25 protein-coding genes are annotated in these 26,976 nt (G+C 67.1%); 16 read left to right on the plus strand and 9 right to left on the minus strand.

Going from position 1 to position 26,976, the window contains the following annotated elements; genetic code table 11:
* Positions 1 to 44: 44 nt before the first annotated feature.
* Entirely contained in the window at positions 45 to 635 is a 591-nt protein-coding gene (locus C8J30_RS15325; protein ID WP_110806713.1) for a flavin reductase family protein, read from the plus strand.
* 214 nt (positions 636 to 849) lie between these two features.
* Here the strand turns inward: C8J30_RS15325 and C8J30_RS15330 are convergent, their stop codons facing one another.
* Both C8J30_RS15330 and C8J30_RS15335 read right to left on the minus strand, forming a co-directional pair.
* The gene (locus tag C8J30_RS15330) at positions 850 to 2,091 is read right to left on the minus strand and encodes a glycosyltransferase (RefSeq protein ID WP_110806714.1); all 1,242 of its coding nucleotides are present in this window, start codon (positions 2,089 to 2,091) and stop codon (positions 850 to 852) included.
* Positions 2,092 to 2,173: 82 nt separating this feature from the next.
* A complete protein-coding gene (locus tag C8J30_RS15335; protein WP_110806715.1) occupies positions 2,174 to 3,061 on the minus strand; it encodes a DMT family transporter in 888 nt (295 codons plus the stop codon).
* A gap of 123 nt (positions 3,062 to 3,184) precedes the next feature.
* On the opposite strand from C8J30_RS15335, the gene C8J30_RS15340 reads away from it, so the two are divergent.
* The 3 genes from C8J30_RS15340 (at position 3,185) to C8J30_RS18725 (ending at position 4,941) form a co-directional block, all read left to right on the plus strand.
* Positions 3,185 to 4,063 carry an S-methyl-5'-thioadenosine phosphorylase gene (locus C8J30_RS15340; RefSeq protein ID WP_110806750.1) on the plus strand — a complete coding sequence of 293 codons (879 nt, stop codon included), beginning with the start codon at positions 3,185 to 3,187 and terminating at the stop codon, positions 4,061 to 4,063.
* Positions 4,064 to 4,066: 3 nt separating this feature from the next.
* Positions 4,067 to 4,597: an adenine phosphoribosyltransferase gene (locus C8J30_RS15345; protein WP_110806716.1), complete on the plus strand. Its 531-nt coding sequence runs from the start codon at positions 4,067 to 4,069 to the stop codon at positions 4,595 to 4,597.
* A 182-nt stretch (positions 4,598 to 4,779) separates the two neighbouring features.
* Positions 4,780 to 4,941, plus strand: coding sequence for a hypothetical protein (locus C8J30_RS18725; protein ID WP_181420909.1), 162 nt, complete (start codon positions 4,780 to 4,782; stop codon positions 4,939 to 4,941).
* A 152-nt stretch (positions 4,942 to 5,093) separates the two neighbouring features.
* On the opposite strand, the gene C8J30_RS15350 is transcribed toward C8J30_RS18725, so the two are convergent.
* The 4 genes from C8J30_RS15350 to thrC form a co-directional block, all read right to left on the minus strand.
* Positions 5,094 to 6,503, minus strand: coding sequence for an FAD-binding oxidoreductase (locus C8J30_RS15350; protein ID WP_110806751.1), 1,410 nt, complete (start codon positions 6,501 to 6,503; stop codon positions 5,094 to 5,096).
* Between the two features lie 89 nt (positions 6,504 to 6,592).
* Positions 6,593 to 7,177 (minus strand): GNAT family N-acetyltransferase, encoded by a 585-nt coding sequence (locus tag C8J30_RS15355; protein WP_110806717.1) that lies wholly within the window; start codon positions 7,175 to 7,177, stop codon positions 6,593 to 6,595.
* Positions 7,177 to 8,436 (minus strand): M16 family metallopeptidase, encoded by a 1,260-nt coding sequence (locus tag C8J30_RS15360; RefSeq protein ID WP_110806718.1) that lies wholly within the window; start codon positions 8,434 to 8,436, stop codon positions 7,177 to 7,179. The genes C8J30_RS15355 and C8J30_RS15360 overlap by 1 nt, the downstream gene beginning before the upstream one ends.
* Positions 8,433 to 9,839 (minus strand): threonine synthase, encoded by a 1,407-nt coding sequence (gene thrC, locus C8J30_RS15365; protein WP_110806752.1) that lies wholly within the window; start codon positions 9,837 to 9,839, stop codon positions 8,433 to 8,435. Before thrC ends, C8J30_RS15360 begins: the two co-directional genes overlap by 4 nt.
* A 162-nt stretch (positions 9,840 to 10,001) precedes the next feature.
* Here thrC and tldD point away from each other — a divergent pair, with 162 nt between their 5' ends.
* Both tldD and dprA read left to right on the plus strand, forming a co-directional pair.
* The gene (gene tldD, locus C8J30_RS15370; RefSeq protein WP_110806719.1) at positions 10,002 to 11,423 is read left to right on the plus strand and encodes a metalloprotease TldD; all 1,422 of its coding nucleotides are present in this window, start codon (positions 10,002 to 10,004) and stop codon (positions 11,421 to 11,423) included.
* Positions 11,424 to 11,605: 182 nt separating this feature from the next.
* Complete coding sequence (gene dprA / locus C8J30_RS15375) at positions 11,606 to 12,733, plus strand: DNA-processing protein DprA (RefSeq protein WP_110806720.1); 1,128 nt, start codon at positions 11,606 to 11,608, stop codon at positions 12,731 to 12,733.
* Here the strand turns inward: dprA and C8J30_RS15380 are convergent, their stop codons facing one another.
* Complete coding sequence (locus C8J30_RS15380) at positions 12,734 to 13,177, minus strand: hypothetical protein (RefSeq protein WP_110806721.1); 444 nt, start codon at positions 13,175 to 13,177, stop codon at positions 12,734 to 12,736.
* A 113-nt stretch (positions 13,178 to 13,290) separates the two neighbouring features.
* Here C8J30_RS15380 and topA point away from each other — a divergent pair, with 113 nt between their 5' ends.
* From topA to C8J30_RS15410, 6 genes are all read left to right on the plus strand, one after another.
* Positions 13,291 to 15,918: a type I DNA topoisomerase gene (topA, locus tag C8J30_RS15385; protein WP_110806722.1), complete on the plus strand. Its 2,628-nt coding sequence runs from the start codon at positions 13,291 to 13,293 to the stop codon at positions 15,916 to 15,918.
* A 75-nt stretch (positions 15,919 to 15,993) separates the two neighbouring features.
* Positions 15,994 to 16,695: a CoA transferase subunit A gene (locus C8J30_RS15390; RefSeq protein ID WP_110806723.1), complete on the plus strand. Its 702-nt coding sequence runs from the start codon at positions 15,994 to 15,996 to the stop codon at positions 16,693 to 16,695.
* 3 nt (positions 16,696 to 16,698) lie between these two features.
* A complete protein-coding gene (locus C8J30_RS15395) occupies positions 16,699 to 17,325 on the plus strand; it encodes a 3-oxoacid CoA-transferase subunit B (protein WP_110806724.1) in 627 nt (208 codons plus the stop codon).
* Positions 17,326 to 17,544: 219 nt separating this feature from the next.
* Positions 17,545 to 18,531 carry a lysylphosphatidylglycerol synthase transmembrane domain-containing protein gene (locus tag C8J30_RS15400; protein ID WP_342767551.1) on the plus strand — a complete coding sequence of 329 codons (987 nt, stop codon included), beginning with the start codon at positions 17,545 to 17,547 and terminating at the stop codon, positions 18,529 to 18,531.
* A gap of 9 nt (positions 18,532 to 18,540) precedes the next feature.
* Positions 18,541 to 19,836, plus strand: coding sequence for an FAD-binding oxidoreductase (locus C8J30_RS15405; RefSeq protein ID WP_110806726.1), 1,296 nt, complete (start codon positions 18,541 to 18,543; stop codon positions 19,834 to 19,836).
* 16 nt (positions 19,837 to 19,852) lie between these two features.
* Positions 19,853 to 20,584 (plus strand): SDR family oxidoreductase, encoded by a 732-nt coding sequence (locus tag C8J30_RS15410; RefSeq protein ID WP_110806753.1) that lies wholly within the window; start codon positions 19,853 to 19,855, stop codon positions 20,582 to 20,584.
* On the opposite strand, the gene C8J30_RS15415 is transcribed toward C8J30_RS15410, so the two are convergent.
* Positions 20,585 to 21,370: a crotonase/enoyl-CoA hydratase family protein gene (locus C8J30_RS15415; RefSeq protein ID WP_110806727.1), complete on the minus strand. Its 786-nt coding sequence runs from the start codon at positions 21,368 to 21,370 to the stop codon at positions 20,585 to 20,587.
* A 119-nt stretch (positions 21,371 to 21,489) separates the two neighbouring features.
* Between C8J30_RS15415 and C8J30_RS15420 the strand changes: the two genes are divergently transcribed.
* Both C8J30_RS15420 and C8J30_RS15425 read left to right on the plus strand, forming a co-directional pair.
* Positions 21,490 to 22,611, plus strand: a complete 1,122-nt coding sequence (locus C8J30_RS15420; RefSeq protein ID WP_110806728.1) for a pyridoxal phosphate-dependent aminotransferase — start codon at positions 21,490 to 21,492, stop codon at positions 22,609 to 22,611.
* A gap of 83 nt (positions 22,612 to 22,694) precedes the next feature.
* Positions 22,695 to 23,102, plus strand: a complete 408-nt coding sequence (locus C8J30_RS15425; protein ID WP_110806729.1) for a DUF305 domain-containing protein — start codon at positions 22,695 to 22,697, stop codon at positions 23,100 to 23,102.
* Here the strand turns inward: C8J30_RS15425 and C8J30_RS15430 are convergent.
* On the minus strand, positions 23,086 to 24,285 hold the full coding sequence (locus C8J30_RS15430) for a pyridoxal-phosphate-dependent aminotransferase family protein (RefSeq protein ID WP_110806730.1): 1,200 nt from the start codon (positions 24,283 to 24,285) through the stop codon (positions 23,086 to 23,088). The genes C8J30_RS15425 and C8J30_RS15430 overlap by 17 nt on opposite strands.
* Before the next feature lie 126 nt (positions 24,286 to 24,411).
* Here C8J30_RS15430 and C8J30_RS15435 point away from each other — a divergent pair, with 126 nt between their 5' ends.
* Positions 24,412 to 26,190: an ABC transporter ATP-binding protein gene (locus C8J30_RS15435; RefSeq protein WP_110806731.1), complete on the plus strand. Its 1,779-nt coding sequence runs from the start codon at positions 24,412 to 24,414 to the stop codon at positions 26,188 to 26,190.
* A 36-nt stretch (positions 26,191 to 26,226) separates the two neighbouring features.
* The gene (gene ygfZ / locus C8J30_RS15440; RefSeq protein WP_110806754.1) at positions 26,227 to 26,970 is read left to right on the plus strand and encodes a CAF17-like 4Fe-4S cluster assembly/insertion protein YgfZ; all 744 of its coding nucleotides are present in this window, start codon (positions 26,227 to 26,229) and stop codon (positions 26,968 to 26,970) included.
* Positions 26,971 to 26,976: the final 6 nt, after the last annotated feature.

Here is a 26,976-nt window from a genome sequence, read left to right on the forward strand (position 1 = left end):
CCTAACACGCGGTTATGTCAGGTTCAAATCAAAGGAGCCCGTGCATGTTCTACCGCCCCGACAAGGGTCACGACCTGCCCCACGACCCGTTCCACGCCATCGTCGCGCCACGCCCGATCGGCTGGATCTCGACGCGCGGGCAGATGGGCGACAATCTGGCGCCCTATTCCTTCTTCACCGCCGTGTCGGCCAACCCGGCGCAGGTGATCTTTTCCTCGACGTCGACGAAGCCCGACCGCGGCGACACCAAGGATACGGTGACGCAGATCCGCGAAAGCGGGGTGTTTTGCGTCAATCTTGTGACCTCGGATCTGGGGGCGCAGATGAACGCCACCTCGGCGATGCTGGCGGCGGGCGAGGATGAATTTCTGGCGGCGGGGCTTGAGAAGGCGGCTTGCGAGGTGATCGATTGCGCCCGCGTGGCGGCGGCGCCTGCGGCGCTCGAATGCCGTCTGGTGCAGATCGTGCCGCTTCTGGGCAAGAGCAACTTCATGGTGCTGGGCGCGGTGGTGGGGGTGCATATCCGCCCCGATTGCGTGATTGACGGCCGCTACAGCCCGCCCGACCGACTGAGCCGTCTGGGCTACATGGATTACGCGACGGTGACCGAGACCTTTGAAATGGCGCGGCCGTAAGGTCGGGCGGAAAAGGAAAGGCACTGCCTTTCCCCGCCCGCTCGCGACCACGTTTCAGCACGAGCGCATCCCCAAGCACGACAGAGGCCAGCGCCTGACCCGGCGGGCGAGAAGCGCCCGCCGAGGGCGGGGCGGGCGCTGGCCGAGTGCCTTTGGGCCCTCGGCGGTCACGGGGCGTCTGTCGCGTGCAGCCTCGGCGATGGCCTCGGCCAGATCAGCCCCCAGTCCTCCGGCGCTTGCCCGCCTCGATCGCCTGCTCGAACAGCGCCATGTAGCGCGGCGCGACCTGATCCAGATGATAGGCCTTGCCGCGTTCCGCCGCCGCCGCGCCCAGACGCGCGCGCAGGGCGGGATCACTCGCCAAACGCTCGATCGCGGCGATCCATTGATCGTCCTCGCCGTTTTCGCCGACCGGCAGCAGCACCCCGTTCACGCCATCCTCGATCATCTCGGGGGCGAAGGTCGCGTTCGAGGCGATCACCGGCTTGCCGCGCGCAAGGATCTCCATCAGCCCCCAGTTCCCCACCCCGAAGCGCAGCGGGTACAGGAACAGATCGACCTGCGACAGCGCCTCGGTGAAGGTGTCATAGGGCAGCTTGCCGGGGAACAGGATGCGCTCGCCACCCGCAGGATAGGTCCGCACCAGATATTCGGCGAAACTCGCCCCCTTGCGGAGATTGCGATCGACCCATTGCTGCTCGTAGCCGTAGGTGACCCCCTTGGGATCGCCAATCGCGGCAAAGCGGATGCCAAGCCGGTCCGCCGTCCCCTCGCGCACCAGCCGGTCGACGAGCCGCACGAAAATGTCGAAGCCCTTGGCATTCGACAGATCGCGGGCGGAAAAGCCGATGGTGAAGGGGCCGGGCGGCGCGGGCGGCAGCGGCTTGATCTCGAAGCCCTCGAACTGCACCGCCACCCGCGGCTGCAGCTCGGCGGGCAGCAGGCTGCGCGCATAGGCCGAGGGCATGATCGTGAGATCGGATTTCAGGATCTGATGGAAGCTCAGCATCTCCATGTTGCGATCGGTCAGGCGCTGGCTGAGGTCGGGCGGATAGCGGGTGTCCCAGCCATGCGCCGCATAGCTTGGAAATTCGACATAGGAGGCGATGGCGGCATCGATCTCGTCATAAAGAAACATCGGCGCGCCCCACATCGAATGGGCGAAGACGAGATCGATCTTCGTCGTCTTGCGCAGCTCGGTCAGCGCAGTCAGCACGCCGCGCGAAATCCGCGCCGAGCGTTCCGTCTTGTCGGAGTAATAATAGCTCTGCGCCCCGACGATCGGCCCATCGGGGGTGAAGGGCAGCAGGCGCTTGTAGGTGCTGCCGTGGGTCTTCACATGGCCCTTGGAGGTCAGATACCAGGTTTCGGCCAGCCCGCTGTCGTGCAGGTATTCGGCAAGACCATTGAACTGGCCCGGGGTGACGGCGGAAACAAAGACGATCACGGGTTTCATGGCGGCAGGTTAGGCGCCCCCCAAGGGGCGTGCAAGCGGGGCTCTGCCCCGCACCCCGGGATATTTCGGGCAAGATAAAGGATCAGCGTTTCAGCCGTCTAGCGCCAGCAAGCAATGTGTAGACGCCCGAACCGACAACGAGCGTCGCCCCCACGAGCGTTGCCGCATCGAGGCTTTCCTGGAAGACGAGGATGCCCAGGACCAGCGCGAAGAGAAGCCGGGTGTAACGGAACGGGGTGACCACAGCGACCTCGCCCGTGCGCATCGCCTTCGTCAGCGCCCAATAGGCGGTGACGCCAAAGAGGATCGCGCCGAGAACCGGTAGCAGGCTCAGCGGCGTGGGCGGCAGGGCGCCGCCGGTGACGCTCAGGATGATCCCGCCCGCGGGGATCAGCGCGGCAAAGCCGTAGATGCCAAGCTGGAAATTCGTCAGCACCTTCGGCGCCGCCCGGGTGGCCAGATCGCGCCCGGCAAAGCCGAAGAGGCCCAGCACCGTCCAGAGCGCCGCGGGCACGAAGCCGTCAAGCCCGGGGCGCAGGATCACCAGCACGCCCAGAAAGCCGATGCCCACCGCTGCCCAGCGTGCCGCCCCCACCCTTTCGCGAAAGATCAGCGCCGCCCCCGCGACGACGACGAGCGGCGTCGCCTGCAAGATCGCCGAGGCGTTCGAGAGCGGCGTCAGCGCGATGCCGAGCGTATAGGCCAAGCGCCCGGTGATCTCGAACCCGGCCTTGATGCCCATGAGCCGGCTTGCCACGGCCGGATGCCAGAGGCTTTGCCCCGAGGCGAGCGCCAGCGCGGCAAAGCAGATCATGCCGCCAGCGCCAAACAGCATCAGCACCTCGCCCACCGGCAGCGCCTTCGCCGCCTGTTTCACGAACATGTCCTCGAGCGCGAAAAGCGCCATCGCGAGTGTCATCAGCCCCGCGCCGCGGAGATTCTCGGCGCCCAGTTCGCGGTGGTGATCCATGCTTTCTCCCTGCCCTCAAAGTGTAAATATGACGCGGAGCGCAGGACTTCTATGCCCTTTTCCGATCCGCCCCGCACGCCTAAGCTGCCCGGGGCCGCGAAGGGCCTGGGCGAGGACTATGGAATGACTGCAGACCGGATGATCGGGGTGATGGGAGGCTCGGGTGTCTATGACATCGACGGGCTCGAAGACGCGAAATGGCAGGCGGTGGACACCCCCTTCGGACCGCCCTCGGACGAGATCCTGACCGGGCGGCTGAATGGCGTGGCGATGGCCTTCCTGCCCCGGCACGGGCGCGGGCATGTGTTCACCCCCTCGACGGTGAATTACCGCGCCAATATCGCGGCGATGAAGATCATGGGCGTGACCGATCTGGTGGCCGTTTCCGCCGTCGGCTCGCTGAAGGAAGGCTATGCGCCCGGCGATTTCGTCATCGTCGATCAATATATCGACCGCACCTTCGCGCGGGTGAAGACCTTCTTCGAGACCGGGCTGGTCGGTCACGTCTCGGTCGCGCATCCGGTCTGCGCGCGGCTCTCGGCCCATTGCGCCGAGGCGGCACGGGCGACCGGCGTCAAGGTGCACGAGGGCGGCACCTATGTCGCGATGGAGGGGCCGCAATTCTCGACGCTGGCCGAAAGCCGCCTTTATCGCAGCTGGGGCGCCGATGTGATCGGCATGACCGGGATGCCCGAGGCGAAACTCGCGCGCGAGGCTGAGCTTTGCTATGCCTGCGTCGCGATGGTCACCGATTACGACTGCTGGCACCCCGACCATGATGCGGTCGATGTGGCGCAGGTGGTGGCGACGGCGATTGCCAATGCCAGCAAGGCGCGGTCGCTTGTGGCCGCCCTGCCCGCGCTTCTGAAAGGCCCCGCCGAGGCTTGCGATAAAGGCTGCACCCATGTTCTTGACGGCGCGATCATGACCGCCCCCGCCAAGCGCGACCCCGAAGTGATGACGCGCCTGATGCCCGTGATGGGCCGCGTCCTGAAAGGCTGAAAGATGAAGACCGTCAAGGATTACATCCGCACCATCGCTGACTTTCCCCACGAGGGGATCATGTTCCGCGATGTCACCACGCTCTTTGCGGATCCGCGCGGCTTCCGCATGGCGATCGACCAGCTTCTGCACCCCTGGGCGGGTGAGCAGATCGACAAGGTCGTCGGCCTTGAAGCGCGCGGCTTCATTCTGGGCGGGGCCATCGCGCACCAGCTCTCGAAGGGCTTCGTGCCGATCCGCAAGAAAGGCAAGCTGCCCGGGCAGACGATCAGCCAGTCCTACAAGCTCGAATATGGCGAGGCGATCATGGAGCTGCATGACGACGCCATCCAGCCGGGCGAAAAGGTTCTGGTGGTCGATGACCTGCTGGCAACCGGCGGCACCTGCGAGGCGGCAATCAAGCTCGTCGAGCGTCTGGGCGGCGAGATCGTCGGTTGCTCCTTCATCGTCGATCTGCCGGAACTCGGCGGGCGCAAGCTTCTGCGCGATCTCGGCATGCAGGTGCATGTGCTGTGCGAATTCGACGGCGCATGAGGCGTCGTCACATCGCCTGATGGGCGCCCTGCGGGGCGCCTTTTCATTTGGCGATCACAATTAGGTCAATACGATTGCCATGCATCCGCCGCAAAAGGGCTATGCAGACGCGGCATCTACTTTGCATCTGCAGAAAGTCGCATATTGGTAACAACAGTTGACCGCACCAAGGAGCTCTTCCCATGGCCCACACCGCTCTCGCCCCCGTTGGCCTTCCCGTCCTGCCCCGCGCCCTGCAAGCGGTCGCGCAGTTCTGGACCCGCGAAGACGGTTTCCGCCATGCGGCCTATATCTCGGGCGGGCTCTTCGTCACCGTCGCGGCGATCAAGCTTCTGACCGCGTGAGAAAAAATCGGGTTCGTTAACGGGCTTAACCTTTTGACAACCCGAATCGCGCTACTCAGAGCGGGCCTGATGGTTCTGCTGCTTGCAAACACGTGAACCAAAAGTGCAGCGCCCTGCCGCCCCCGGCAGGGCGCGTTCATTTCTGGCCCCGCTCAGGTGGTTGCGGGCAGGATCACCCCGGGATTGAGAATGCCGCGCGGATCAAGCGCCGTCTTGATCGCCCGCATCATCGCCATCTTCGCCGGGGCCGCGGTGCGCGCCAACTCGCCCACCTTCAGCCGCCCGATCCCATGCTCGGCCGAGATCGAGCCGTCGAAATTGTCGACCACCAGCCGATGCACTGCCGCCATCACCGCGCTGCGGCTGGCCTCGTAGTCATCACGCCGCCGCCCCTCGGCGGGGAAGACGTTGAAATGCAGGTTGCCGTCACCGACATGGCCAAAGCAGTTGATGCGGAAATCGCCCATCTCGGCCAGCCGCGCGGTCGCGGCGGTGATGAAGGCGGGAATATCGGCCACCGGCACGGCGATGTCATGGCTCGAAATCGCGCCGATGCGGCGGTTGGCGAGCGGGATCGACTCGCGCATCGCCCAAAGCGCGGCCGCCTGCGCCCCCGATTGCGCCACGACCGCATCGCGCACCAGCTCGCCCGCCGCCTCGTAAAGCGCGCCAAAGGCCGCTTCGCTGTCCATCCCCGCAGGCAGGCCGAGTTCGATCAGCACCGACCAGTCGGGATCGGTGGCAAAGGGCAGCGCCACCTCGGGGCCGACCGCGCGCAAAAACGCCAGCCCCTGCCCCGAGATCAGCTCGAAGGCCGAGACGCAACCCGCAAACCGCGCCTGCGCGAGGCCCAGAAGCGCCACGGCCGCCGCGGGGGACGGCACGGCCATCAGCGCCACCCCCTCGACCGCGGGGGGCTCGTGCAGCCGCAGGCTTGCGGCGGTGATGAGGCCGAGCGTCCCCTCGGCGCCGATGATCAGATCGCGCAGGTCATAGCCGGTGTTGTCCTTGGCGAGCCGCTTCAGCCCGTGCCAGATCGTGCCATCGGCCAGAACCACCTCCAGCCCCAGACAGAGCGCCCGCGCCGAGCCATAGCGCAGCACGTTCACCCCGCCCGCATTCGTGGCGAGACAGCCGCCGATCTGCGCCGAACCTTGGCTTGCCAGCGTCAGCGGAAAGCGCTTGCCCGCCGCCGCGGCCGCGTCATGGACCGCCTGCAGCGTCGCCCCCGCCTCGATCACCAGCGCCTGGCCAGCGACCGACCGCACCGCCGTCATCCGCTCGAGGCTCACAAGCACCGGCATCGGCCCGTCGGGCGCCACCTGCCCGCCGACCAGCCCGGTGCCGCCGCCGAAAGGCACGACCCCCACCCGCTCGGCATGACAAAAGGCCAGAAGCGCCGAAACCTGTGCCGTTGTTTCGGGCCGGGCCAGCACGCCCGCCTGACCCCGCCAGCGTCCGCGCGGCTCTTGCAGATAGCGCGGCTCGGCCGCGCCCAGCCACAGCCCCGGCACCGCCACGGCCAATCGTTTCACAAAAGCAGCATCCGCCGGGTTCAGCACGGCTTTCCCCTTCATCTTGCCTCAAATACCTCGCGGGGGGTCAGGGGGGGCGCGAAGCCCCCCGGCTTCCCCGGTCGATCCCGGCTTCCTCAGCCGATATCGGTGCGCCCACGCCGATCCGGGCGCAGGTTGGCGTAAAGCACATGGTTGCGCCAGCGCCCGTTGATCTGCAGATAGCTCTGCGCCACGCCCTCGTATTTGAAGCCGGATTTCTCCAGCACCCCGCGCGAGGCGGCGTTTTCGGGCAGGCAGGCCGCCTCGATCCGGCTCAGATCCATCGGCCCGAAGGCATGATCGACCACCGCCGCGATCGCCTCGCGCATGAAGCCCTGCCGGGCGTAGCGCGCGCCGACCCAATAGCCCAGGGTCCCCGCCTGCGCCGGACCGCGGCGGATGTTGTCGAGCGTGATCGCGCCGAGCACCCGCCCCGAAATCCGCTCGATCAGGAAAAACGGCAGCGCCGTGCCCGCCGCCTCGGCCCGGGCCGCCCAATAGACCCGGTTGGCAAAGGCCTTGCGGCTCAGATGCTCGGCCGACCAGGAGGGCTCCCAGGGGATCAGGAACGCGCGGCTTTCCTCGCGCAGGCTCGCCCAGTCGCGGTAGTCGGAATGCAGGGGCAGACGGAGCAGCATCCGCTCGGTCTCGACCTGAGGTTTCCGACGCCGCAGGAACATCAGGCCGCGAGCCTCCGCCGCAGCCCCGCAAGATCCGGCGCGGCTTCGGCCGGTCCGTACAGCGCGAGCGCCGTGCGATCCTGCGCGATCATCCGACCGGCATAGGAGCGCACCGCCTCGACCGTCACGCCATCGATCAGCGTCGAGACTTCATCCAGCCCCGGCACCCGGCCCCAGATCGCCAGATTGCGCGCCATTCGCTCGGCGCGGCTCGACGGGCTTTCCAGCCCCATCAGCATCCCCGCCTTCATCTGCGCGCGTGCCCGGGCCACCTCGGCCTCGGTCATGTCGTCGGCGGCGCGTTTGAGTTCATCGATGGTCAGACCGCAAAGATCGGCCACTTCCTCGCCCGAGGTCCCGGCATAGATGGTGATCATGCCGGTATCGTCATAAGCGCCCGCCTGCGCGAAGATCGAATAGCACAGGCCGCGTTCCTCGCGGATCTTCTGGAACAGCCGCGAGGACATGCCGCCGCCCAGCGCCGTCGCATAGACCTGCGCGGTGTAAAGGTCGGCGTCGCGATAGGCCGGACCCTCGAAGGCCAGCGCGAAATGCACCTGCTCGAGATCCTTCAATTCGCGCCGTTCCTTGCCGGACCAGAGCGCCTTTTGCACCGCAGGCGCGCCCACCGGACGCAGATGACCAAAGAGCTGCTCGGCCTGTTTCACGATCGCCGCGTGATCCACGGCGCCTGCGGCCGAAAGGACCATCTGATCCGGGCCGTAATGTTCCGACACGAAGCGCTCGAAATCCTCGCGGCCGAAGCGGGCGATGTTTTCCGACGGGCCAAGGATCGTGCGCCCCATCGCCTGATCGGGATAGGCAGCCTCTTGCAGCCAGTCGAAGATGATGTCGTCGGGCGTATCGAGCGCCTGCCCGATTTCCTGCAAGATCACATGGCGCTCGACCTCGATCTCGCGCGGATCGAAGACCGAGTTCAGCACGATGTCGGAAATCACATCCAGCGCTAGACCGACATCGGCCTTCAGCACGCGGGCGTAATAGGCCGTCGCCTCGCGCGAGGTATAGGCGTTGATATAGCCGCCCACATCCTCGATTGCCTCGGCGATCTGGAGGGCGGTGCGGGTCTTCGTGCCCTTGAACGCCATATGTTCCAGAAAATGCGCAATGCCGTTCTGGTCCAGCCGTTCGTGGCGGCCGCCCGCCAGCACCCAGACGCCCACCGAGGCCGAGGCAAGGCCCGGCATGCGCTCGGTCACGATGCGCAGGCCGTTCGCGAGCGTGGTCAGTTCGATCATGCCCGGGGCTCCCCGTCAGTCTTGGCCTTCCGGATCAGCGATTCAAGGGCGGCAAGATCATTGGGCACCCGGGTGACGCGCTCGGAGCGTTCGAACAGATCGGCCATGCGCGGCGGCAGGCCGGGGCGCAGGCCGGTCGCGGCCTCGACCGCATCGGGGAATTTCGCCGGATGCGCGGTGGCCAGCGTCACCATCGGCGTTTGCGGGCGCGCATGGGCATGGCCCACCCGCACGCCGACCGCCGAATGCGGGCACAGAAGCTCGCCCGAACGCGCCAGCTCGTCGGTGATGGTCTGCGCGGTCTCGGCCTCGGACACCCGGCCCGAGGCATAGGTCTCGCGCAGGGCTTCCAGCGCGCCTTGGCTGACGGTGAACCCGCCCTTGGTTTTCAGTTCCTCCATCAGCTGCGACACGGCGGCGCCGTCCTTGCCATAGGCCCAAAAGAGCGCGCGTTCGAAGTTCGAGGAAATCTGAATGTCCATCGAGGGCGAGATCGACGGTTTCACCCCGTCCATCCGATACTCGCCCGTGGTCAGGCAGCGATGCAGGATGTCGTTCTGGTTCGTCGCGACCACCAGCTGCTCGATCGGCAGGCCCATTTCCTTGGCGATGAAGCCCGCGAAAATATCGCCGAAGTTCCCCGTCGGCACGGTGAAGCTGATAGGCCGCTCCGGCGCCCCAAGGCTGACCGCGGCGGTGAAATAGTAAACGACCTGCGCCAGCACCCGCGCCCAGTTGATCGAGTTCACACCCGCCAGCCCCACCTCGTCGCGGAAGGCGAAGTCGTTGAACATGTCCTTGAGCCGGTTCTGGCAGTCGTCAAACGTGCCCGACAGCGCCAGCGCATGCACGTTGCTTTCAGGCGGCGTCGTCATCTGACGGCGCTGCACGTCCGACACGCGGCCATGCGGGAAGAGGATGAAGACATCGACGTTCTCGAGGCCCTTGAACGCCTCGATCGCGGCCGAGCCGGTGTCGCCCGAAGTCGCGCCGACGATGGTGATGCGCTTGCCCTGTTTCGCCAAAGCAATCTGGAACAGCTGCCCGATGATCTGCATGGCGAAATCCTTGAACGCCAGCGTCGGACCGTGGAAGAGTTCGAGCAGGAAATGCCCCGGCGCCAGCTGCACCAAGGGCGCGCGGGCGACATGGCCGAAGCCCGCATAGGCCTTGGCGATCGCGCCTTTCAGCTCTGCCTCGGTGAAAGTGTCGCCGACGAAGGGCGCCATCACGCGGTAGGCCACCTCCTCGTAGCTTTGCCCCGCCATCGCGGCGATCTCGGCCTTGCTCAGGGTCGGCACCGTCTCGGGGACATAAAGTCCGCCGTCGCGGGCAGGCCCGGTCAGCATGGCCTCGGCAAAGCTCAGGACCGGGGCCTGCCCCCGGGTGGAGATATAACGCATCATTCGCCCTTCGATTTCGGTACCGCCTGATACGCGAGAACGGAAACCTTGTCAGCCCCATGCATGCAAGGCCGGGGCCGCGATACCCTCGCTTTTGCGCGATTACCTTTCCTTTCCCCCGGTGCGACTATATCTGAAACGGATCACCCAGAGGAGCCGCAGATGACCGACGCGAATTTCGCCCCTTTCGAGACTCAGATCGACGAGGCTCAGGCGCTGGCGATCCTGCGCGCGGCGACGGCGGGCGCCGATGATGGCGAGCTGTTCCTCGAACGGATGCGCTCGGAAAGTCTGGTCTTCGACGACGGCCGGGTGAAGACGGCCTCCTATGACGCCTCCGAAGGCTTCGGGCTGCGCGCCGTGCGCGGCGAGGTGACGGGCTATGCCCATGCGACCGAGATTTCGGAAGCCGCGCTGAAGCGGGCGGCGGAAACCGCGCGGCTCGCGGTGGGCGATGGCGGCGGCGTGCTGGCGCCGCCCCCCGCGCGCACCAACCGCCATCTTTACGGCGCCGCCGATCCGATGGCCGATGCGCCCTTTGCCGCCAAGATCGACATCCTGCGCGAGATCGACGCCTGGACCCGCGACCTTGACCCCCGCGTGGTGCAGGTGACGGCCACCGTGGCGGCCAGCCTGCAGGAGGTGTTCATCCTGCGCCCCGAGGGCGGGATCACCTCCGACATCCGACCGATGGCGCGGGTCAATGTCTCGGTCATCGTCGAGGAAAACGGCCGACGCGAAAGCGGCACCAATGGCGGCGGCGGGCGCTTTGGTCTGGCGGGGCTGATCGCGCCCGGCCATTGGCAACCGATCGCGCGCGAGGCGTTGCGGATCGCGCTGGTGAACCTGTCGGCCGAACCGGCCCCCGCGGGGGCGTTCGAGGTGGTGCTCGGCCCGGGCTGGCCCGGCGTGATGCTGCACGAAGCCGTGGGCCACGGGCTCGAGGGTGATTTCAACCGCAAGAAATCCTCGGCCTTCTCGGGCCGCATTGGCCAGCAGGTCGCGGCGAAGGGGGTCACCGTGCTCGATGACGGCACGATTCCCGACCGGCGCGGCTCGATCACCATCGACGACGAGGGCACACCCTCGAGCCGCACCGTGCTGATCGAGGACGGCATGCTGGTCGGCTACATGCAGGACCGGCAGAACGCCCGGCTGATGGGCGTGGCGCCCACGGGCAATGGCCGCCGCGAAGGCCATGCGCATCCGCCGATGCCGCGGATGACGAACACCTACATGCTGGCGGGCACCGCCGATCCCGCGGCGATCGTCGGCGATCTGAAGGACGGGATCTACGCCGTCGGGTTCGGCGGCGGTCAGGTCGACATCACCAACGGCAAGTTCGTCTTCAACTGCACCGAGGCGTACCGGGTGAAGAATGGTGTCATCGGCGCGGCCTTGCGCGGGGCGACGCTGATCGGCGACGGGCCGAGTGCGATGAAGCAGATCCGCGCCATCGGCACGGACATGGCGCTGGATCCCGGCATCGGCAATTGCGGCAAGGCCGGGCAATGGGTGCCGGTAGGCGTGGGGCAACCGACTCTGCTGATCGGCGGTCTGACGGTGGGCGGCTCGGCCGCTTGATTCGCAACATTTAGCGGGACCTGCGCACTGACGCACAATGAACGGCGGCTCGACCAGCAGCGCTCTACAATTTATAGTATTTCTATTAAAAATTTCCTCAACTTTAACGAGAATCTTAGTTTTGGTAACTCTTTGTTAAGATTAATGCGGCAATTTGATCTTGCGACGAGGCGGAGGGACGGATGGAAACAAGTTTGTTTTCTTACCCCACCCCCTTCACCCCACCCACCACGGAAGAAGATGAACTCTCGTTTCTCCGTCTCGCTCGCTCCCGTCGTGTCGGGGCCACGACTTTCCACCGATTGCTGAAAGACCACGGCAGCGCCCAGGCGGCGCTGGACGCGCTTCCCGAGATCGCCCGGGCGGCCGGGTCTTCCGATTACATCCCCTGCCCGATCGCTCTGGCCCAGACCGAGCTTGCCGCCGGTCGCCGCGCCGGGGCGCGGCTGCTGTTGCCGGGCGGGCCGGGCTATCCCGCCGATCTGCTGGCCTTTGCCGATGCGCCGCCGCTTCTGTGGGCGCTTGGCAAGGTCGACCTGCTCACCCGCCCGCGCGTCGCGGTGGTGGGGGCGCGGAATGCCTCGTCGCTGGGGCTGCGCATGGCACAGAAACTGGCCGAGGAGATGGGACGGGCGGGATTCGCCGTCGTCTCGGGTCTGGCGCGCGGCATCGATGCCGCCGCGCATCGGGCGGCGCTGCCCACCGGCACGATCGCGGTGATGGCGGGCGGCATCGACGTGATCTACCCGACCGAAAACACCGAACTCGCCCGGCGCATCGCGGCCGAGGGGCTGCGGCTGTCGGAACTGCCCCCCGGCACCGAGCCGCAGGCGCGACATTTTCCCCAGCGCAACCGCATCATCGCGGCGCTGAGCCGGGCGACGCTGGTGGTCGAGGCGGCCGCGCGCTCGGGCAGTCTGCTGACGGCGCGGATGGCGCTTGATTACGGGCGCGAGGTGATGGCGGTGCCCGGCCATCCGATGGATGCCCGCGCCTCGGGCTGCAACATGCTGATCCGCGATGGCGCGACGCTCCTTCGCGGCGCCGAGGATGTGCTGGAGGCGATGGGCATCGCCCCCCTGCCGCGCGCCGAACCGGCCCCGGCTCCGATCCCCGCGCCGCCGCCCAAGCCCGCCCTGGCCGGTCTGCGCGCGAAACTGCTGTCGCTGCTGGGACCTGCGCCCACGCCCGAAGATACGGTGATCCGCGATCTCGGCATCGACGCCGCGACGCTGTCGCGCGAACTCGTCGGCCTCGAGATCGAGGGCGAGGTGACCCGCCACCCGGGCGGATTGCTCAGCCGCGGCTGATCACAGGCCGCCACAAGCCTCGGGAATGACGTCGCGAAATTCGGCGCAGATCGGCTCCCAGGAATACCAGACATCGGTCGCGCCCACGGCATGATGCACCGCCACCCACTGCCGCCCGGATTTCACCCAGAGCGCCTCGACATGAGCGCCGCCATCGGCCAGCTCCGGGTCGAATTCCTCGCGCATCACCATCGGCGTCGTCCGCATGTCGATCGCCCCGCCGCCCGGGCGCTGCGGCACCAGCGCGGCGAAGGCGTGATCGCCCTGCACCCGCATTTCCTGCACCACGAATTCGACCGGCGCGCCCAGCTCCCACTCCACCATCGGGCGCAGCGCATCGAGCAGATCAGCCCGCAGTTGCGAGCCCCGCGCGGGCTCCTGCCAGTCGCCTGCCACGGCAGTGCCAGCCGCCAGAACCCATCCCAAAACCGCAATTGCCCGCATCTTTCCCCCTTTCGACCCGCGCAGGTTGCGACGGAAGCCGGATTGACATTTGCCCCAAACCCCCCGCATGGTCCGCCGCTGAACCGGTTTGCGAGAGTGATCGAGAGGAAGTCATGGCCGTCGTCGTTGTCGAATCCCCCGCCAAGGCCAAGACGATCAACAAGTATCTCGGCTCCGACTATACCGTCTTGGCCTCTTTCGGTCACGTCCGCGATCTGCCGCCGAAGGATGGCTCGGTCGATCCCGACGCCGATTTCGAGATGAAATGGGAAGTGGCGGCGGACAGCAAGAAGCATATCCGCGCCATCACCGAGGCGCTCGCGAATGATGACGAACTGATCCTTGCAACCGACCCTGATCGCGAGGGCGAGGCGATTTCGTGGCACCTGCAGCAGGCGCTCGCGCCGAAGCTGAAGAAGAAGAAGGTCAGCCGCGTCACCTTCAACGCGATCACCAAATCGGCGATCACCGAGGCGATGAAGGCGCCCCGAGAGGTCGACCAAGCCTTGGTCGATGCCTATCTGGCCCGTCGCGCGCTCGATTACCTCGTGGGGTTCAACCTGTCTCCGGTTCTGTGGCGCAAGCTGCCGGGCGCGAAATCGGCCGGTCGGGTGCAGTCGGTCTGCCTGCGCCTCATCGTCGAGCGCGAGATGGAGATCGAGGCCTTCCGCGCCCGCGAATACTGGACGGTGACGGCCGAACTGACCACCCCGCGCGGCCAGACCTTCACCGCGCGACTGACGGTTCTGGGCGGCAAGAAGCTCGACAAGTTCGATCTGACGACCGCGACCGATGCGGAACTGGCGGTGCAGGCCGTGACGAGCCGCGATCTCACCGTGAAATCGGTCGAGGCGAAACCGGCCTCGCGCAACCCCTATCCGCCCTTCATGACCTCGACCCTGCAACAGGAAGCCAGCCGCAAGTTCGGCATGGGGGCGAAGGCCTGCATGTCGGCGGCGCAGCGGCTTTATGAAGCCGGTCACATCACCTACATGCGGACCGACGGCATCGACATGGCGCCCGAGGCGGTGATGGCCGCCCGCGACGAGATCAAGCGCCGCTTTGGCGACAACTACGTTCCGTCCTCGCCGCGGATGTACAAGAACAAGGCGAAGAACGCGCAGGAAGCGCACGAATGCATTCGCCCCACCGACATGTCGGCCTCGCCCGAAAAGCTGAAGCTCGCCGATGACCAGTGGAAGCTTTACGACCTGATCTGGAAGCGCACGCTCGCCAGCCAGATGTCGGCCGCGGTGATGGAACGGACCACGGTCGATGTCGGCTCGAAGGACAACGAAGTCGAGTTGCGCGCCACCGGTCAGGTGGTGACCTTTGACGGCTTTCTGAAGATCTACGATCAGGGCCGCGACGATGACGAGGGCGACGATGGCGCCCGTCTGCCGCAGATCATGCAGGGCGAGCCCGCGAAGAAAGGGGCGATCACCCCCGAGCAGCATTTCACCCAGCCGCCGCCGCGTTACACCGAGGCGACCTTGGTGAAACGGATGGAGGAGCTCGGCATCGGGCGGCCTTCCACCTATGCCTCGATCCTGACGACGATCGTCGACCGCGGCTATGTGCGCAAGGACAAGAACCGGCTGATCCCCGAGGACACCGGGCGGCTGGTGACGGCGTTCCTGTCGAACTACTTCCGCCGCTATGTGGAATATGATTTCACCGCCGATCTGGAAACGGAACTCGACGACATTTCCGCGGGCGACCGTCCCTACAAGGACGTTCTGGCCCGGTTCTGGCGCGATTTCTCGGCCGCTTTGGGCGAGACCGCGGATCTGCGCATCGGCGAAGTGCTCGACAAGATCGACGAAGTGCTTGGCCCGCATCTTTACCCGGTGCGTGCAGATGGCTCGGACCCGCGCTCCTGCCCGGTCTGCTCGGCCGGTCGGCTGCATCTGAAGACCGCGCGCTCGGGCGGGGCCTTCATCGGCTGCGGCAATTACCCGGAATGCCGGTACACAAGGCCGCTTTCGGCCCCCGCCGATGGCGAAGTGGGCGTGCTGGATGGCAAGGTGCTGGGCGAGGATGAAGGCCAGCAGATCACGCTGCGCGTCGGTCGCTTCGGCCCCTATATCCAGAAGGGCGAGGCGAGCGAGGAGGTTCCGAAACCGCCGCGCGCCAGCCTGCCGAAGGGCTGGTCGCCCGAAAGCATCGATCTGGACCGCGCGTTGCAGCTGTTGAACCTGCCGCGCCCGATCGGCAACCACCCCGAGGATGGCGCGCTGGTCGAGGCCGGTATCGGTCGCTTCGGCCCCTATGTGAAGCACAACAGCACCTACGCGAACCTGCCCGATGTCGAAGAGGTCTTCACCATCGGCATGAACCGCGCGGTCGAGGTGCTGGCGCTGAAGGCCGCCCGTGGGGCCGGTCGCGGGGCCGCGGCGGCGCAACCGCTGAAGGATCTGGGCGAACACCCGGACGGCGGCGTGGTGCAGGTGATGCCCGGCCGCTACGGGCCCTATGTGAAATGGGGCAAGGTCAATGCGACGCTGCCGAAGGGCACCGAGCCCGAGGCGATGACGCTGGAGGAGGCGCTGCCGCTGCTGGAGGCGAAGGCGGGCAAGGGGGCCAAGAAGACCGCGCCGAAAAAGACCGCCAAACCTGCCGCCGAGAAGAAGGCCCCGGCGAAGAAGGCTGCCGCGAAGACCACGGCCGCGAAGAAGCCCGCCGCCAAGAAAGCCGCCCCGAAAAAGGCTGCCGCGAGCGAGGATGTGGTCGAGGACTGACGCCTCGCCGCAACGCGGCAATTGACTTGGCCCCTCGGCCTTGCGAAGCTTTGCGCAAGGTAACGGGAGGGTTTCATGAACAAGATCTACGGCTCGGCGGGTGAGGCTCTGGACGGGCTTCTCTCCGACGGGATGATGCTGGCGGCGGGGGGCTTTGGCCTCTGCGGCATCCCCGAAATGCTGATCGATGCGCTCGTTGAAAGCGGCATCAAGGACATCACCATCGCCTCGAACAACTGCGGCGTGGACGGCTTCGGTCTGGGCAAGCTTCTCGACACCCGGCAGATCAAGAAGATGATCTCGTCCTATGTCGGCGAGAATGCGGAATTCATGCGCCAGTATCTGTCGGGCGAGCTTGAGCTTGAATTCAACCCGCAAGGCACGCTCGCCGAGCGGATGCGGGCGGGCGGCTGCGGCATTCCGGGCTTTTACACCAAGACCGGCGTCGGCACCGTGGTCGCCGAGGGCAAGGAGCACAAGGAGTTCGATGGCGAGACCTACATCCTTGAACGCGCCATCGTCGCCGATGTCTCGCTGGTCAAGGCATGGAAGGCCGATCCCTCGGGCAATGCGGTGTTCCGCAAGACCGCGCGCAACTTCAACCCGCCGGCCGCGATGTGCGGCAAGATCTGCGTGATGGAGGTCGAAGAAATCGTGCCCCTGGGCAGCCTTGACCCCGACACGATCCACCTGCCCGGGATCTACGTGCACCGGCTCATTCAGGGCCAACACGAGAAGCGCATCGAACAGCGCACCACCAGAAAGCGGGAGGCCTGAGCCATGTGGGATCGCAACCAGATGGCGGCGCGGGCCGCCAAGGAACTGAAAGACGGGACTTATGTGAACCTCGGCATCGGCATTCCGACGCTGGTGCCGAACTTCATCCCGCCGGGCGTCTCGGTGACGTTGCAATCGGAAAACGGCATGCTCGGCATGGGGCCTTTCCCCTATGAGGGCGAGGAAGACCCGGATCTGATCAACGCGGGCAAGCAGACGATCACCGAGCTGCCGCAGACCGCCTATTTCGACTCTGCCACCAGCTTCGGGATGATCCGCGGCGGCAAGATCGCGATGGCGATTTTGGGCGCGATGGAAGTCTCGGAAACGGGCGATCTGGCGAACTGGATGATCCCGGGCAAGCTCGTCAAGGGCATGGGCGGCGCCATGGACCTTGTGGCCGGGGTGAAGCGGGTTGTGGTCGTCATGGATCACACCAACAAGGCGGGCGAGTCGAAGGTGCTGCACGCCTGCACCCTGCCGCTCACCGGCAAAGCGGTGGTGGACCGGATCATCTCGAACCTCGGGGTTCTGGATGTGGTGCCGGGCGGCCTCAAGATCGTCGAGCTGGCCGATGGCGTGACCGAGGCGGAGTTGCGCGCCGCCACCGAAGCGACGATCGTCGATTGACACGTCAGGGCCCCGCCTTCGGGCGGGGCTTTGCGCCTGCGGCGCGAAGGGCGTATTTGCACCAAGAAAAAGCTGCGGGTCTTTTTCTTGGTAGAAATACGCCGGGGTGAGCGGCAAAGCCGCGAGGGGCAGCGCCCTTTAACCTTTCCCTAATATTGTCCCTTGTTGCGCAACAACGTCATCTTGCTGCCCCAATTAACCATTAGGCCGCGGGGAATGATGAGCCAGACGCCCGACCTTTCTGCCCCCCTTGAAACGCGCTCCTGGCGCGAGCGGATCATGGTGCCCGCCCTGATCGGGCTTGTCCTGCTTGGGCTCTGGGGCGTGGGATCGGCCACCGGCTGGGCCGAGATCGGCGCGCAACTCGCCCGGTTGCACCCTTGGCAGGTGGCGGCACTGCTGGCGCTGTCGGCGGGGAACTACCTGTTGCGCAGCCTGCGCTGGCACGGGCTGGCGCGGCGGCTCGGCCTGCCGACAGGTCTGGCACAGAACCTGCGGCATTATCTGGGCGGCTTTGCCATGTCGGTGACGCCGGGCCGTCTGGGCGAGCTGGTGCGGATGCGCTGGCTGAAGCGCGAGACCGGCTGGGCGATCGAGCGCACGGCGCCCCTTGCCCTGATGGACCGGGCGGGCGATCTGGCGGTGATGGCGCTCTTGCTGGCGCTTGGTCTGACGCTGGCCTCGGGCGGCATCGCGGGGGCGGTGCCCGTCGTCGTGCTCGCCTTGGCCGCCGCCATCGTCGCCACCCGGCCGCGGCTGCTCTCGGCACTCGTCACCCTGCTGTACCGCACCCTGGGCCGGTTTCCGCGCCTCTTTGCCCGCGCCCGCGGCGCCGCGCGGCTGCTTGCACGCTTCAGCCACGGCCCGACGCTCGCGCTGGTGCTGGGGCTCGGGTTCATTGGCTGGCTGGCCGAAGGCTATGCCTTCCACCTGCTTTTAGGCTTCATGGGCGCCGATATCGGCCTGTGGAAAGCGCTGTCGATCTTCGTCTTTTCGACACTCGCGGGCGGGCTGACCGGCGCCCCCGGCGGGCTTGGCGGCGCCGAGGCGGCGATGGTGGCGCTACTGTCGCTGGAGGACGTGCCGCTCGAAATCTCGGTTCCGGCGACCGCGGTGATCCGGCTGACGACGCTCTGGTTTGCCATCGCCATTGGTCTCGCGGTCTTTCCGATGGCCGAGCGCGCCTCGGTCCGGGCCGGGGCATAGGGGGCGATCATGGCCTTCAAGCACACGGAATATGCGGGCTGGGGACGGGCGCTGCGGGCCTCGGGCACGGTGGCCCGGCCCGATCGCGCGAGCCTGCTGGCCGCCCTTGATCCCGCCCCCGCCTTCGGCATGCGCCGCTCCTATGGCGATGCGGCGCTGAACCATGGCGGCCGCGCCATCGACATGAGCGGGCTCGACCGCTTCCTTGCCTTTGACGCCGAGACCGGGATCCTTGAGCTGGAAGCGGGCGTCCGCATCGGCGAGGTGGCCGCAGCCTTCGCGCCGCGCGGCTTCCTGCCCGCGGTGATGCCGGGCACCGGCTTTGCCACGGTGGGCGGCTGCATCGCGCAGGACGTGCATGGCAAGAACCACCATCACGCGGGCAGTTTCGGCGCGCATGTGGCCGAGATCACGCTCTGGCAGAGCGGCACCCTTGTCCCCGTTCTGCCGGGCACGCCCCTTTTCCGCGCCACCGTCGGCGGGCTGGGGCAGACCGGCGCCATCGTCAGCGCAAAGCTGCGGCTGGTGCCGTGCAAGGGCACGGTGATGCTGGTCACGGAACGCCGCGCCCGCGACTGGAACCATCACCTGAGCCTTCTGGACAGCTCGACCGCGACCTATACGGTGGGCTGGATCGATGCGACCGCCACTGGCGCCAGCCTTGGCCGCGGCATCGTCGAAGAGGGCGAGGTCGCCCGCGGTCTGGTGAAGAAACGGGCCAAGGCCGCAAAAGTGCCGATGGATGCGCCGCATTTCGCGCTCTCGGCGCCGATCGTGCGCGCCTTCAACGCGGCCTATTACGCCCGTGTGCCTGCCGCCGGGCGGACGGTGGTACGGCCGATGGCGGATTTCTTCTTTCCGCTCGACAAGATCCTCGATTGGAACCGGCTTTACGGCAAGCGCGGCTTTCATCAGTTCCAATGCGTCGTGCCGCTGGGGGCCGCGGGCGCGCTGCGGGCGATGCTCGACCGCATTGCCACTTCGGGCCTTGCCTCGCCCCTCGCCGTGCTCAAGCGGATGGGGCCGGGGCGGGCCGGGTATCTCTCCTTCCCGATGGAGGGCTACACCCTTGCCGTCGATTTCCCGAACCGGGCCGCGGCGCGCGATCTGATCCGCGCCTTGGAAGCAGACACCGCCGAAGCGGGCGGGCGGCTTTATTTCGCCAAGGATGCGCTGGCCGAGGGCGCGCGCATCCGCGCCATGTATCCCGAATTGCCGGCCTGGCAGCAGGAGGTGGCGAAAGCCGATCCCGCCCGGGCCTATGAGACCGACCTTGTGCGTCGGCTGAACCTGAGGAATGCCTGAGATGCAGAACTGGATCATGCAACATTGGGTTGTTTTGGGAGCCGGATCCGACATGGCCCGCCCCTTCCTGCGCCGCCTTGCGGGTGAAGGCGCAAGCCTGTTTCTGGCCGGTCGCACTGCCGCCGATCTCGAAACGCTGGCGCAGGATCTGCGTCTGCGGGGCGCGGCGGCGGCCGAGGTGATGGCGTTTGACGCCCGCGACGCCGCGGACTATCCGGCGCTTGTGGCCCGGTTGGCCGCTTGCGAGGGCGTGCTGAACGCGGCCTCTTTCGTTGGCTCGATGCCGGATCAGGCGGCGATCGATGCCGATCCGGGGCTGATCGCGGGAGTCATTGCCGACAATTTCACCGGGCCTGCGACCTTCCTGAGCCTGCTTGCCCCGGTTCTGGAAGCCCGCGGCACGGGCGTCGTCGTCGGTGTCGGCTCGGTCGCGGGCGACCGGGGGCGCGTTGGCAACTATGTCTACGGCGCGGCGAAGGCGGCTTTTGCGACCTATCTTTCCGGCCTGCGCAACCGGCTTGGGCGGAAGGGCGTGCATGTGATGACGGTGAAACCGGGCCCCGTGGAAACCCGGATGACCGCGGGGATGAAGCTGCCCTTCATGACGACGCCCGAGGCCGTGGCCGAAGATATCCTGCAAGGCATCGCCAAGCGTCGCAACGAGATCTACACGGCGAAGATCTGGTTCCTGATCATGCGGGTGATCTGCCACATCCCGGAGCCGATCTTCAAGAAACTGTCGATCTGATCAGCCAAACGTCGGCGCCCGACGCGCCATATTGGCGGCAATCACCGCCATCTGATCGGGCTTGCCGATGAGGTCGATCTGCTCGCGGCTCTCCATTGCCAGCACCTCGGCCGCGGGCGCGGTATAGGCCGCCGTCACCAGCCGTTTCGCGGCCCGGATGGCACTGGGCGAGCGTCCGGCAATCGCCTGCGCCAGAGCCATCGCCCGGGCCAGCGGGTCCTCGGCCAGTTCGGTGACGAGACCCAGTCGCAGGGCCTCCTCGGCCGGGAGTTCCTCGGCCGTGTAGGTCATCCGCCGCAGCACATCGGCGCACAGAAGCTCGGGCAGGGTCACCATGCCGCCCATGTCGGGGATCAGGCCCCATTTCATCTCCATCACCGCAAGCCGCGTGCCGGGCGCGGCAATGCGGATGTCGGCCCCGGCGGCGAGTTGCAGCCCGGCGCCGAAGGCCACCCCGTGCAGGGCCGCGATCACCGGCACCGGCAGCGCGCGCCAGCACAGCGAAAACTGCTGGAAGCGATTGGCGTCACCGTGGCTGCGCGGCGCGATCAGCGCCTCGGGGTCACCGACCGCAAGGGCCGCGAAATTCGCCACATCGAGCCCGGCGCAAAAGGCCCGCCCCGCGCCCGTCAGCACCACCGCGCGCAGACCGGGCTCGGCGGCGAGCCTCTCGGCCGCGGCGATCACCGCGTCGATCATGGTGAAATCGACGGCGTTCATCTTGTCGGGCCGATTGAGCGTCACCACCGCCACGCCCTCGACCCAATGCAGGCTCACCCGTTCCATCGCAACCCTCCCGTACTGGCCTCCCGTTTGCGCCATCAAACCACATCCCGCCCACCCGCGCCCGCATGACGCTGCGAAACGGGCTGGACGCATCGCGCCAAAGCCCCTAGCCATGTCGCATGACCCAGATCCGCCTCACGCCGCTTGTCGCCAGCCTGCCCGCCACCGTTCCCTTCGTCGGCCCCGAGACGCAGGAGCGCCTGCGCGGCCGTCCGTTCACGGCGCGGCTTGGCGCGAATGAAAACGGCTTCGGGCCAAGCCCCCGCGCGATTGCCGCGATGGCCGCCGCGGCGGGCGAGGCCTGGATGTATGGCGACCCGGAAAACCACGACCTGAAAGAGGCGCTCGCCCGCGCGCACGGCTGCGGCCCCGAAAATGTCGTCGTGGGCGAGGGGATCGACGGGCTTTTGGGGTATCTGTGCCGGATGGTTCTGGAGCCGGGCGATGCGGTCGTGACCTCGGACGGGGCCTATCCGACCTTCAACTTCCATGTCGCGGGTTTTGGCGGCGTGCTGCACAAGGCGCCCTACCGCAACGATGCCGAAGACCCCGAGGCGCTTCTGGCGCTGGCCCATCAGGTCCGCCCGAAGCTGCTGTATATCGCCAACCCGGACAATCCGATGGCGAGCCATCATCCGGGCACGGTGATCGCCGCGATGCTTGATCATCTGCCCGAGGGCACGCTGATGGTGCTTGATGAAGCCTATGTCGAGCTTGCTCCCGAGGGCACGGCGGCGCCGATCGCGGCCGACGATCCCCGGGTGATCCGGATGCGCACCTTTTCCAAGGCGCATGGGCTGGCGGGGGCGCGGGTGGGCTATGCGCTTGGCGCGGCGCCGCTGATTGCCGCCTTCGACAAGATCCGCAACCATTTCGGCATGAGCCGGATCTCGCAGGCCGGGGCCTTGGCGGCGCTCTCGGACACCACCTGGCAGGTCTACATGCGCCGCCTTGTCGCCGCCTCGCGCGATCGGATTGCGGCGATTGCGGCCGAAAACGGCCTGACCGCCCTGCCCTCGGCCACCAACTTTGTCGCCATCGACTGCGGTGCCGATGGCGCCTTCGCCCGCGCCGTTCTGGCAGAGCTGACCGCGGCCGAGATCTTCGTGCGCAAGCCCGCTGTGCCGCCGCAAGACCGCTGCATCCGCATCTCTTGCGGGCCCGAGCCCGAGATGGCGGCACTCGCCGCGGCCCTGCCCGGTGCGCTGGCCCGCGCCAGAGCCGTGACAGCGGCGCGCTGAGTTCACGCAATCGCGCACCACGGTGATTTGCGCCCGGCCCCGCCCTGCCGCACCTTCTTCTGACCCGGTGTCAGGAGGAGCGCATGAATCCGCACAGAACCATCCCTCTTCTTCCTGTCCTGTTGCTGCTGGCGCTGCCCCTGCAGGCGCTGGCGCAGGAGATCGGCGCCCCCTTCGATCGCGGCCTGAGCGCCGAGATCGACACCGCCGATGCCGCCCCCTCGACCGCCGCTTTCCTTGCCGAACACGACCGGCTGAAGCAGGCGATGGAGGTGCCGCTGACCGGCGATACCGATGTCGATTTCGTGCGCGCGATGATCGTGCAGCAGCGGGGCCTGATCAATCTCGCGCAGATCGAGATCGACAACGGCGCCGATGCCACGGTGCGGCAGATGGCGAAACAGGTGATCAAGGCCAATCAGGCGCAGATCAGCCAGATGCAGGACTGGCTGAGCAAGCGCGATCCGGGCGAGATCAGCCCGCTGCGATGACCGCCGCCGCGGCCTGAATGCCGCCGGTGCCATGCGGAATGGCCAGCGCCTGCAGCCCGGCCTCCATCACCGCGAGCGCGCCCAGCGTCATATGGGCGTTCACATGGCCCATGTGAGCGACGCGCAGGAAATCCCCCGCCTCGGGCGTGCCGGGCGCTGCCATGCCAAGCCCGATGCCGAGCGTGACCCCCGCCTGCGTTTCGCACCAGTTGCGCAGCCGCTCGGCCCCGCCCTGCCCGATCCGCGCCGCCGTCACCGCGCCCGAGCGATGCGCCGCAACGGGCACATTCAGCCGAATATCGCCGCCCTGCCCCCAGGCGTCAAAGGCGGCCGCCACGGTGCGGGCCAGCGTGCGGTGCCGCGCCCAGACCTGCGGCAGGCCTTCCTCGTCAAGGATCATCTTCAGCGATTCCGACAGGCCGAAAATGTGATGCGTGGGCGCCGTGCCCCCGAACTGCTGCCAGTATTCCTGCGCAAAGATCCGCGCCGTCCAATCCCAATAGGGCGTCACCAGATCGGCCCCCTTGCAGGCCGCCACCGCCTTGTCGGAGATCCAGACGATGCCAAGGCCCGGCGGCACCATCAGCCCCTTCTGGCTCGCGGCCACCATCACGTCGACGCCCCAATCGTCGAAGCGGAATTCGTCGCAGCCGAGCGAGGCGATGCAATCGACGGCCAGAAGCGCCGGATGGCCCGCGGCATCGATCGCCGCCCGCACCGCCGCCACATCGTTCAGCACCGAAGACGCGGTGTCGACATGCGTCAGCAGCACGACCTTGATCTTGCGCCCGGTATCGGCGCGCAGCGCGGCCTCGACCCGGGCCGGATCGACCGGCGCCTTGATCCCGAAATCGATCGTCTCGACCGTCACGCCCAAAGACCGCGCATGATGCGCCCAGCCGACACCAAAGCGCCCGGTAATCAGCGACAGCGCCGTATCCCCGCGCGAAAACAGGTTCGAGATCGCCGCCTCCCAGGCGCCGTGCCCGTTCGCCAGATAGATCGCCACATGCCCCGAACTCATCGCCACGCGGCGCAGATCGGTCATCACCTGCGCGGTCAGATCGATCAGCTCGCCCCCGTAGATGTTCGGCGCCGCGCGGTGCATCGCGTTCAGCACCCGGTCGGGCATCACCGAGGGGCCGGGAATGGCAAGATAAGAACGTCCCTGGGCAAGGCTCATGCGGTCTCTCCGATTGCGCCGGACAGGGGTAGCGAAGCGCATCCCGTGGGTCAACGGCCGGGCTTGTACCCGTCACAAAGCCGGGCGCAGCTTGTGACGCCCCGGCTTTCACGGTATCGAACCGCGATGCCGCAGGCAAAGATCGAGGACCGCGTGACCAGTTCTTCCCCCTCCGCCCCCGCCGCGCAGCGCATCTTCGCCCGGGTCTGGCGCGACTATCTGCGGCAGCAATGGCCGCTGATGGCGGTGGCGATGCTGCTGCTGATGGTCGAGGGATCGACGCTTGGCCTTCTCAGCTGGATGATCGAGCCGCTCTTCGACCGGGTCTTCGCGCAGGGCCAGACCGGTGCCGTGATCTGGGTGGGGGGCGCGATCTTCGGGCTTTTCCTGATCCGGGCGATCACGTCGGTCGCCTCGAAGACGCTCCTGACCAGCGTCGCGCAGGGCTCGTCGACGGCGATGCAGATCGATATCGTCCGCCATATCCTGCGGCTCGATCAAAGCTTCTTTCAGGCCAACCCGCCCGGCGCGCTGATCGACCGGGTGCAGGGCGACACCCAGGCGGTGCAGGGCGTCTGGAGCGTCTTCGTCTCGGGCGCGGGGCGCGATGCGGTCTCGCTTGTCTCGCTCTTCGTCGTCGCGCTGGCGATCGACTGGCGCTGGACGCTGGCCGCGCTGATCGGGGCGCCGCTGCTGATTGCGCCGACCGCGATGGCGCAGCGCTATATCCGCCGCAAGACGAAGCAGATGCGCGACGAATCCGGCCAGCGCGCGACACGACTGGACGAGGTGTTTCACGGCATCGCCGCGGTGAAGCTTTACCAGATGGAGGAGTATCAACTGGGCCGGTTCACCGGATTGGTGCACCGGATCCGCCGCGCGATGGTGAAGATGAGCTTCTCGCAATCGATCGTGCCGGCGCTGATCGACGTGATGACCGGGCTTGGCTTCTTTGCCGTGCTGATGATGGCCTCTCCCGAAATCACCTCGGGCGAGCGCAGCGTGGGCGAGTTCATGTCCTTCTTCACCGCCATGACCCTGACCTTCCAGCCGCTGCGCCGTCTGGGCGGGCTGGCGGGGACCTGGCAATCGGCCCGCGCGAGCCTCGAGCGTCTTTACGAGGTGCTTGACATCGCCCCCGGCGTGTTTGCCCCCGCCGCCCCTGCCGCGCGTCCGGCATCGACCCTGATCCGCTTCGAACAGGTCGGCCTGTCCTACGGTCAGAAGCCGGTGCTGCGCGGGCTCTCCTTCAGCGCCGAAGCGGGCAAGACCACCGCCCTCGTCGGCCCCTCGGGGGCTGGCAAATCGAGCATCTTCAACCTGCTCACCCGTCTGGTCGAGGCGCAATCGGGGGCGATCACGCTCGGCGGTGTGCCGATCACCGCGCTTGATCCCGCGGTGCTGCGCAGCCTTTTCGCGATGGTGACGCAGGATGCGGCGCTGTTCGACGAGACGATCCGCGAAAACATCCTTCTGGGCCGCCAGGATGTCACCCCCGAGGTGCTGGCCCGCGCGATCGAGGTCGCGCATGTGCGCGAGTTCGTCGAGGCGATGCCGCTTGGCCTTGACACCCCCGCCGGGCCGCGCGGCTCCGCGCTGTCGGGCGGGCAGCGTCAGCGCGTCGCCATCGCCCGGGCGGTGCTGCGCGATGCGCCGATCCTGCTGCTGGACGAGGCCACCTCGGCGCTCGACACCGCCTCCGAGGCGAAGGTGGCCGAGGCGCTGACCGAGTTGTCACAGGGCCGCACGACGCTGGTGATCGCGCACCGGCTTTCCACCGTGCGCAATGCCGACAAGATCGTGGTGATCGTCGAGGGGCAGGTGGTCGAGGAAGGCAGCCACGACGATCTGCTCGCCCGCGGCGGCGCCTATGCCAACCTGTGCCGGATGCAGCTTGTGGAATGAGCCCGCCGCCCCATAATGGGGAAAAAGGGGGACGTCATGCGCAAGATTTTCGACATCACCGGCAAGGACCGCGAGCATTTCCTGCAAGGGCTCGTGACGAATGACGTGCGGCGGCTGGCCGAAGGCCCGCTTTACGCCGCCCTGCTGACGCCGCAGGGCAAATATCTGGCGGATTTCTTCCTGATCGCGCGGGGCGAGACGATCCTGCTCGACATCGACGCCACGCTTGCCGAGGCGACCGTGGCGCGGCTGACCATGTATCGGCTGCGCGCGGATGTGGCGATCGCGCCCTCGGCGCTCTCGGTCTATTGCGGCACCGGCCCCGCGCCCGAGGGGGCGGTGACGGACCCGCGCCATCCGGCGATGGGCTGGCGGCTTTATGGCGCGCAGGCGGGCGACGATGGCAGCGACTGGGACGCGATCCGCGTCGCGCATCTGATCCCGGCGACGGGCATCGAGCTGACCTCCGAGACCTACATCCTTGAAGCCGGGTTCGAGCAGCTCCACGGCGTCGATTTCCGCAAGGGCTGCTATGTCGGGCAGGAGGTCACCGCGCGGATGAAGCACAAAACCGAGCTGCGCAAGGGTCTGGTGCGGCTGGCGATCGAGGGTGCGGCGCCTGTGGGCACCCCGATCGAAGCCGCAGGCAAGGTCGTCGGCACGCTTTACACGCAATCGGGCGGCCATGCGCTGGCGCATCTGCGGCTTGAGGCCCTGGAAGGGCCGATGACAGCCGGGGCTGCGCAGCTGCGGGCCGCCGAAGCGATCACAAACGCGTGATCGGCG

Origin of the sequence: Rhodobacter viridis, from assembly GCF_003217355.1 — a bacterium.
In the GTDB taxonomy this organism is placed as follows: Bacteria; Pseudomonadota; Alphaproteobacteria; order Rhodobacterales; family Rhodobacteraceae; genus Rhodobacter; species Rhodobacter viridis.